The sequence below is a fragment of the Flavobacterium sp. genome, assembly GCF_013823965.1.
GTDB lineage: Bacteria > Bacteroidota > Bacteroidia > Flavobacteriales > Flavobacteriaceae > Flavobacterium.
Map to the genome: position 1 here is coordinate 1 of NZ_PNNA01000090.1, position 8,894 is coordinate 8,894.

At 36.9% G+C, this 8,894-nt stretch carries 6 protein-coding genes; 1 reads left to right on the forward strand and 5 read right to left on the reverse strand.

Annotation, left to right across the window (positions count from 1 at the left end; all coding sequences use genetic code 11):
- Nucleotides 1-35 precede the first annotated feature (35 nt).
- From nrfD to C0430_RS10470, 3 genes are all read right to left on the reverse strand, one after another.
- Nucleotides 36-1,439 carry an NrfD/PsrC family molybdoenzyme membrane anchor subunit gene (nrfD, locus tag C0430_RS10460; RefSeq protein ID WP_290869416.1) on the reverse strand — a complete coding sequence of 468 codons (1,404 nt, stop codon included), beginning with the start codon at nucleotides 1,437-1,439 and terminating at the stop codon, nucleotides 36-38.
- A 29-nt stretch (nucleotides 1,440-1,468) separates the two neighbouring features.
- On the reverse strand, nucleotides 1,469-4,537 hold the full coding sequence (locus tag C0430_RS10465; RefSeq protein WP_290869419.1) for a TAT-variant-translocated molybdopterin oxidoreductase: 3,069 nt from the start codon (nucleotides 4,535-4,537) through the stop codon (nucleotides 1,469-1,471).
- A 100-nt stretch (nucleotides 4,538-4,637) separates the two neighbouring features.
- Nucleotides 4,638-5,981: a c-type cytochrome gene (locus C0430_RS10470; RefSeq protein WP_290869422.1), complete on the reverse strand. Its 1,344-nt coding sequence runs from the start codon at nucleotides 5,979-5,981 to the stop codon at nucleotides 4,638-4,640.
- Nucleotides 5,982-6,196: 215 nt separating this feature from the next.
- Here C0430_RS10470 and C0430_RS10475 point away from each other — a divergent pair, with 215 nt between their 5' ends.
- Nucleotides 6,197-6,586 (forward strand): SPOR domain-containing protein, encoded by a 390-nt coding sequence (locus C0430_RS10475; protein ID WP_290869425.1) that lies wholly within the window; start codon nucleotides 6,197-6,199, stop codon nucleotides 6,584-6,586.
- Nucleotides 6,587-6,920: 334 nt separating this feature from the next.
- Here C0430_RS10475 and C0430_RS10480 read toward each other — a convergent pair whose 3' ends face one another.
- Nucleotides 6,921-7,247 carry a hypothetical protein gene (locus C0430_RS10480; protein WP_290869428.1) on the reverse strand — a complete coding sequence of 109 codons (327 nt, stop codon included), beginning with the start codon at nucleotides 7,245-7,247 and terminating at the stop codon, nucleotides 6,921-6,923.
- Nucleotides 7,248-7,329: 82 nt separating this feature from the next.
- A partial coding sequence (gene infB / locus C0430_RS10485) for a translation initiation factor IF-2 (RefSeq protein WP_290869431.1) occupies nucleotides 7,330-8,894 on the reverse strand: 1,565 nt, incomplete at its 5' end.

Here is an 8,894-nt window from a genome sequence, read left to right on the forward strand (position 1 = left end):
TATCATCGTCATTATAAATGGCGTATATAACTTTATTACTCATGGTGTGAATCTTTATTTGCTGCTCTTGCATTTATAAAATTGTCTCCTGTTCCTTTCAAAATTGTTTTTACTTCGGCCTGTGCAATTACAGGGAATGTTCTAGCATATAACAAGAATAACACAAAGAAGAAACCTATTGTTCCAATGAAAATTCCAATATCAACAAATGTTGGCGAGAACATCGTCCATGATGAAGGAAGGTAATCTCTGTGTAACGAAGTTACGATGATTACAAACCTTTCGAACCACATTCCAATATTTACAACAATGGAGATAATGAATGAGAACATGATACTTGTTCTTAATTTTTTGAACCACATAAACTGTGGAGAAAACACGTTGCAAGTCATCATTGACCAATAAGCCCACCAGTAAGGTCCGGTAGCTCTATTCAAGAATGCATATTGCTCGTATTCCACTCCTGAATACCAAGCAACGAATAATTCCGTGATATAAGCCACACCCACTATAGAACCCGTAATCATGATTACAATGTTCATTAATTCGATATGTTGAATAGTAATGTAAGCTTCTAAATTGGATACTTTTCTCATTACGATAAGCAAAGTGTTTACCATTGCAAATCCAGAGAAAACCGCTCCAGCAACAAAGTATGGAGGGAAAATCGTGGTATGCCATCCCGGAATTACGGAAGTGGCAAAGTCCATCGATACAATGGTGTGTACAGAAAGTACAAGTGGCGTGGCCAAACCTGCAAGAACCAAGGAAACTTCCTCAAAACGTTGCCAGTCTTTAGCTCTTCCGCTCCAACCAAAACTCAAAATAGAATATACTCTTTTATTGAAAGGAGTTATGGCTCTGTCTCTCAACATTGCAAAATCAGGCAACAAACCAGTCCACCAGAAAACCAATGATACGGAAAGATAGGTAGAAATTGCAAAAACGTCCCAAAGTAACGGAGAGTTGAAGTTTACCCAAAGAGAACCAAATTGATTCGGAATTGGAACAACCCAGTAAGCCATCCAAGGACGACCCATGTGAATGATTGGAAACAAACCTGCCTGGATTACGGAGAAGATTGTCATCGCTTCCGCAGAACGGTTGATCGCCATTCTCCAACGTTGACGGAACAATAAAAGTACTGCTGAAATCAAGGTTCCCGCGTGACCAATACCTACCCACCAAACGAAGTTGGTAATATCCCAAGCCCAACCTACAGTTTTGTTTAATCCCCATGTTCCAATACCGGTAGAAACAGTGTAAATGATACAGCCCAATCCCCAAAGGAAGGCTATTAATGCGATTGAAAACACAATCCACCATTGTTTGTTGGCTTTTCCCTCTACAGGTGCAGCAACATCAACTGTTACATCGTGATAAGATTTATCACCTATGATTAAAGGTTTTCTAATGGGTGCGTCGTATATATGAGACATAATCCTTTAAATTGATTTTTAAATTTATCTTAAGTATTTCTAACTTTAACGTGGTAAAAAACATTTGGTTTTGTACCAACATGCTCTAGCAAGTGATACATTCTATCTTCTTCTACCAATTTGGCAACTTTACTTTCTTTATCATTGACATCTCCAAAAACCATTGCACCAGTAGTACAAGCACTAGAACAAGCCGTTTGGAATTCACCGTCAACAATAACTCTTCCTTCGTTTTTGGCTGCCAAAATAGTTGCTTGTGTTTTTTGAATACACATAGAACATTTTTCCATAACCCCACGAGAACGAACACTTACATCTGGATTCAACACCATACGACCTAAATCGTCATTCATGTGGAAATCAAATTCGCTGTTTTTGCTGTACAAGAACCAGTTGAAACGACGTACTTTATAAGGGCAGTTGTTCGCACAGTAACGAGTACCAACACATCTGTTGTAAGCCATGTGGTTTTGACCTTGACGGCTGTGTGAAGTTGCAGCAACTGGACAAACTGTTTCACAAGGTGCGTGATTACAGTGTTGACACATTACAGGTTGGAAAGAAACTTGTGGATTTTCAGAGGCGCTCTCCATTTCATTAAATGTGGAAAGTGAACTGGACAAACCTGCAATGTTTTCTTTTCTTTCAATATCTCCAGCAAAAGTTTCCTCGGAAGAATAATACCTGTCGATACGCAACCAGTGCATGTCACGGCTTCTTCTTACTTCTTCTTTTCCAACAACAGGAACGTTGTTTTCGGCATGGCAAGCTATAACGCAAGAACCACAACCGGTACAAGCATTCAAATCGATTGAAAGGTTAAAATGGTGTCCAACAGAACGATCAAAGGAATCCCATAAATCTACAGAAGTAGCTTTAACTTCTTTGTGATCCAATGAAACCATTGGTTGCTCATTCCATATTTCAGCATCTTTAGTATTGAATATTTCTAAAGTTGTTTCTTTAATAATATCCCCTCTTCCCATCAATGTTTTTTGACCTTGAACACAAGCAAACTCGTGAACTCCGTCCGCTTTTGCCAATGTAACTGATTGTACATTGGTAAAGCCTTTATATAATGAGTAAGCATTTAAACCTACTTGCATTTCTTCTTTTATTGCTGCTTTTTTACCATAACCGAATGCTAAACCAACAGTTCCAACAGCTTGTCCCGGCTGAACAATTACTGGCACATTTTCAAGTTTAACTCCGTCAGCGGTAGTAATTGTAGCGTAACTTCCGTTCAAACCTCCATCTGCAACAATCTCGTTTGACAAATCCAATTTCTTGGCATCGGCAGCCGAAACAGTAACATAATTATCCCAAGAAACTCTCGTGATTGGATCTGGAAATTCTTGCAACCAAGGGTTATTAGCTTGTTGACCGTCTCCCAAACCAGTTTTGGTATACAAAACCAATTCAAGACCTTGTGCCGCTTTTGATTGCGACAATGCATTGGCAGCACCAGCATAATCAGCCGTACCACCTGCAGTTGTAGGTATAGTTCCAACAAAAATTCCGTCGTGCAATACTTTATTCCAAGTAGAACTTGCAATGATTGACGCCGAATTTGCTTTTAAATAATCGTAAAAAGTTCCAGGAATACCATTCAAAGACAACAAAACGTCTTGAAATTGTTTGGTATCAAATAAAGGACGAATGGTAGGTTGAGTCAAACCATAAGTTCCTTTTGTAATGCTCACATCTCCCCAAGATTCTAGATAATGAGGGGCTGCTGCAGCTATAGTGGTTATTGAAGCCGTTTCGTCTTCTTTCAAAGAAAAGCTAGCCGAAAGACTTACTTTTTTCAATCCTTCAACAAACTCTTTCGAATTTGGCAAAGTATAAACTGGATTAACGCCACTCATGATTAAGGTATGAACGCTTCCTGCTTTCATGTCACTAACCAATTGGGATACTTTTTGACTAGATCCTTTTCTGATTTGTCTTGTTCCAACAGTAGAAAAAGATTCACTTGTCAATACTTGATTGATGGCCAAAACCAACAACTGTGCATTTTTATCTTGAATACCAGAAACCAAAACTCCTTTGCTTCCAGCTACTTTTAACTGTTGGGCAGCCTTAGTAACTTCAGCTTTGAATTTTGCATCTAAAGCTACCGGAACAGAAGCCCCAACAACTACATTATATATATGTACCAATGCTTGCTTTTGATTGGCGGTCGACATAGCAACACGCTTGTCGGCAGCAGCACCGGACAAAGTCATATTCGCTTCAAACTGGAAATGACGAGATATTTTTTGATTTCCTTTTGGTCCTTGAGGAATTCTTCCTTTGGCATAACCGGAGTCATAGCTTCCACCTTGCCAATCTCCAAGAAAATCAGCTCCAACAGAAACAATGGTAGAGGCTTTTGAAAAGTCGTAATCAACCAAGGCTCTTTCTCCATAAACCATTTCGAATGCATCCAAAGCCTCTGATTCAGAAACCGCATCGTAGATAACGTGTTTTGCATTTGGATTTTTTCCCAAGAACTCGGCAATCAACTTTTCTGTCGATGGACTTGCCAATGTACCTGTCAAAAGAACAACTTGCCCTCCTTTGGCTTTGGCATCTGCCAAACCTGATTTTATTTTGGAATCCACTTCAGTCCAAGAAGCTTTTTTCCCTGCAATTTTTGGTTCTTTCAAACGCATACTGTCATACAATGACAATACGGAAGCATGAATCCTGGCATTTGCCGAAAATTTGGCCCCTGCAATCGTGTTGTTGTCTATTTTAATAGGACGACCTTCACGTGTTTTCACTAAAAGATTGGCAAAATCAAAACCATCAAAAACCGAAGTTGCATAATAATCTGCAACACCAGGAATGATTTGTTCCGGTTGTACTACATAAGGTATCGACATGTGCACAGGACCTTCGCAAGCCGCAAGCGTAGCTGCCGCAGTACTAAATCCAACGTACTTTAAAAAATCACGACGTGATGTTGATGAAGATGACAATGCGCCACTGTTTCCTAAAAACTCGTCAGTAGGAATTTCTTCAACAAATTCGTTATTTTTAAGCGCCTCAACAATAGAACTATTTCCGTCTAGTTCTTCAACACTTTTCCAGTATTTTTTGTTTGATGACATATTCTATATAAATATTAGCTTCTTAATTTATTTTTTTTATTTGATAATTTGGTTTTTTGGTTATTCGGTTTTCAAATAACCGAATCCACAAATGCACAAATTAATAATGGCATTTACCGCATTCCAACCCACCCATTTGCGCTGCAGTCAATTTGTCTACACCGTATTTTTTGGAAAGTTGTTCGTGAATTTTAGTGTAATAGTCGTTGCCTTCCATTTTAACTTCTGTTTTTCTGTGACAATCAATACACCATTTCATTGTTAATGGAGCAAATTGTTTTTGAATTTCATAAGTTTGAACCGGCCCGTGACAAGTTTGACATTCAACTCCAGCAACAGTTACGTGTTGTGAGTGATTGAAGTAAACAAAACTCTGCAAGTTATGAATACGAACCCATTTTACAGGTTGAGTAACTCCAGTGTATTTTTGATTGTCTTTATCCCAACCTACAGCTTTGTATAATTTTGCAATCTCTTTATCGTAGAATTCTTTAGAATACTCGGCCGTGGCAGTAGTGTCTGAAACTTCCGAAATGTTTTTGTGGCAATTCATACACACATTCAGAGAAGGAATTCCTGCATTTTTACTGACACGTGCAGCAGAATGGCAATAATTACAATCAATTCCGTTATTTCCTGCGTGTATTTTGTGTGAATAATGGATTGGCTGAATTGGCGCATATTCCTGATCCACACCAACTTGCATAAAATATCCATACACAAAAAACGCACTAGCCAACAATAAAAATATTGATGTTACCAAAACCAAGAATTGATTTTTAACAAATGCTTTCCATATAGGCAACGTTGGTTCTTTTGGCGTAACGTCAATTCCATTTGCCGCAGCAACTTTTCTCAACACATTGTTTACCAAAAACAACATTACAATAAGTATTGCCATTATTAATGACAACGCACCTAAAATTACATTATTTGAAATACCTCCCGCGTTAGCATCAGCTCCCGGAAGTTTTTCTGTGGCAACTGGAGCAGCAGCAGCAGCAGCTTTAGGCTCCATAGTGTAAGCTATGATATTATCAATGTCCGCTTCTGATAATTGTGGAAAAGGAGACATTGGTATCTTGTTATTTGCTTCAAAAACTTTGACAGCTTGAGCATCACCTGATTTAATCAAATCAGCACTGTTGTGAATCCATTTGTATAGCCAGGCTTTTTCATACTTCGCACCAACGCCTCTAAGAGCCGGTCCAGTTGCTTTTGCATCCAATTTATGACATGCGGCGCAATTTGTATTGAAAATTTCCTTCCCTTTTACGGGGTCACCACCTTGAGCTGCAGCTGGTGCCGCAGTTGCATCTGCTGGAGTTGCAGTTGCTGCAGGAGCAGCATCTTGTGCAAATGAAGTTAAGGACAAAGTTAGCATCAAAGCTAAACTTAAATATAATTTCCTTGGAATCGAATTATGGTTACCCATCTTTTTCATATAGTATAGTAATTATCTACAGTATTGATATGATTTTTGCCAGATTTAAAATATGATAAAAATCACTTTATTTAAAATATTCGACAAAAATACACTTTAAGAACTATTCTCAAAACCTTAAAATAGTCTTAAATATAATTTATATTGATTCTAAATAATTATTACGTTTTAGTTTTAAGACATAAACACTATTTTTGTATAAAAACATTCAGATTATGAGAATTCTAACCCTAAAAAAAATCATTTTATCATCCTTGTTATTAACTGCTTTGATGCCAAAAACGTGGGCACAAGAGCAAAATACCACGGTAAATCAAGACCCGAAATTTGAACAATTATTGAACGAAAAAAGAAAAATAAATACTTCTCTTACGGTAAATGATTCTTATAAAATTCAAATTTTTACTGGTAGCAGCGAAAATGCCAAAAAAACCTTGAATGATTTTAGACTTGAATTCAAAAATATAGACGCGACTATAGTTTTTAACACGCCAAACTATAAAGTATGGGCAGGAAGCTTTAAAACCCGCATCGAAGCCGAAAGAAATTTGGCAATCATTAAGGATAGATACAAAAATGTGCTTTTGATAAAACCTAATAAGTAAATCTCAAATTTTTTCTTTAAATAAAAAAGCAACTCGAACTGGGTTGCTTTTTTGTTTGTGTTTCTTGCGATAGAATGCAATTGTAAGCTAGCATTTACAAGATACTTACATAAACTGAGTTATAAAATTAATTACCTATATGACTTTTAAAAACTATTTTCTTATTAGTATATATAAATGTATTATTCCCTTCATCCCCAATGAAAATCTTTTCCTTATCTAAACTAATACTGTCATATTTTTTTTCAAAAATATAATTATTTGTAAGTGTATCAAATTTTATAGCTCTTAAAAAATAAAAGGTGTAAAAAGTATTGTCTTTTGATAAATAGTATTACAAATCAGATCCTGTTAAAGTATCTAATCTTATACTATTTCTCTGAAAATATTTAAAACGAGAATCATAATAAAATTTCCCTGAAATAACATTTTTTAAAGAATCTGTATTTTTTGTAAATGAAAAAACAACATTTCTGTCTGATTCATTGTCGAAAACAATATTTACAGGTTCTTCTGCACATTTTGTACTCATCAACGATATTGCTAGAGCAATTATAACAACTATTTTTCTCATTTTATAAGTAAATATGATATCCCAAAAACAAACTTGCGACCGTTCCCATTTCAAATTTTCTCTATACAAATCTACTAAAAATTCCATTCATTTCAGAAAAACAATTAAGCATCATCTAAAACAAAAAAAATCCCGATTGCTCGGGATTTCTTATAAATATATCGAAATTTTATTTCAATTTCTTTTTGATGGCCACTTCGTGGAAAGATTCAATAATGTCTCTTTCTTCTATATCATTGTACCCTTTAATTTGAATACCACAATCGTATCCTTTAGAGACTTCTTTTACGTCATCTTTAAAACGTTTCAGTGCCAATAGTTCTCCAGTAAAAACAACTACTCCTTCTCTAATAATCCTGATTTTGGAGTTTCTTGCAATTTTTCCGTCCATAACCATACAACCAGCGATAGAACCTACTTTAGAAATTTTGAAAATCTCCCTGATTTCGGCAGTACCCAGAATTTCTTCTTTCATTTCCGGCGCAAGCATTCCTTCCATTGCGTCTTTCAAGTCGTCAATAGCGGCGTAAATAATAGAATAGTAACGGATGTCAATTTCTTCTTTGTCAGCCAATTGTCTGGCGTTTCCGGCAGGACGAACATTAAATCCGATAATGATGGCGTCTGACGCAGAAGCCAACATTACATCAGTTTCAGTAATGGCTCCAACACCTTTATGAATAATATTAATTTGAATTTCTTCAGTAGATAATTTAGAGAATGAGTCTGACAAGGCTTCCACAGAACCGTCCACGTCACCTTTAAGGATGATGTTCAATTCTTTAAATTGACCCAATGCAATACGACGTCCAATTTCGTCCAAAGTAATATGACGTTGTGTACGAACGGATTGTTCACGCATCAACTGGGAACGTTTGGCGGCAATTTGCTTGGCTTCTTTTTCATCTTCAAAAACATTGAACTTGTCACCTGCCGTTGCAGCTCCATCCAATCCTAAAACGGATACCGGAGTTGAAGGCCCAGCTTCTTTGACAATGTTTCCTCTTTCATCGTGCATGGCTTTAATTTTACCATGGTGTTTTCCTGCCAACATGTAATCTCCAATTTTCAAAGTTCCATGTTGTACTAATATGGTAGAAACATAACCTTTTCCTTTATCCAAGAACGCTTCCACAACAGTTCCTTGAGCCGCTTTGTTTGGGTTGGATTTCAAGTCAAGAAGTTCTGCTTCCAATAATACTTTTTCCAATAATTCTTTGACACCTGTTCCGATTTTAGCAGAAATATCGTGTGATTGAATTTTTCCACCCCAATCTTCAACAAGTAAATTCATGCTAGCCAAACGCTCTTTGATTTTCTCAACATTAGCATTCGGTTTATCAATTTTGTTGATAGCAAATATAATTGGAACTCCAGCTGCTTGAGCATGGGAAATTGCTTCTTTGGTTTGCGGCATGATGTCGTCGTCGGCAGCTACCACAATAATGGCAATATCCGTAACTTGAGCACCACGAGCACGCATTGCGGTAAACGCTTCGTGACCCGGTGTATCCAAGAATGCAATTTTTTGACCGTTATCCAAAGTTACTCCGTAGGCACCAATGTGTTGCGTAATCCCTCCAGATTCACCGGCAATAACATTTTCCTTACGAATATAATCCAGTAAAGATGTTTTACCGTGATCGACGTGACCCATTACGGTTACTATTGGCGCTCTAAAAACTAAATCTTCTTCTTTGTCTGGAACAACTTCTATTGCTTCTTCGATATCTA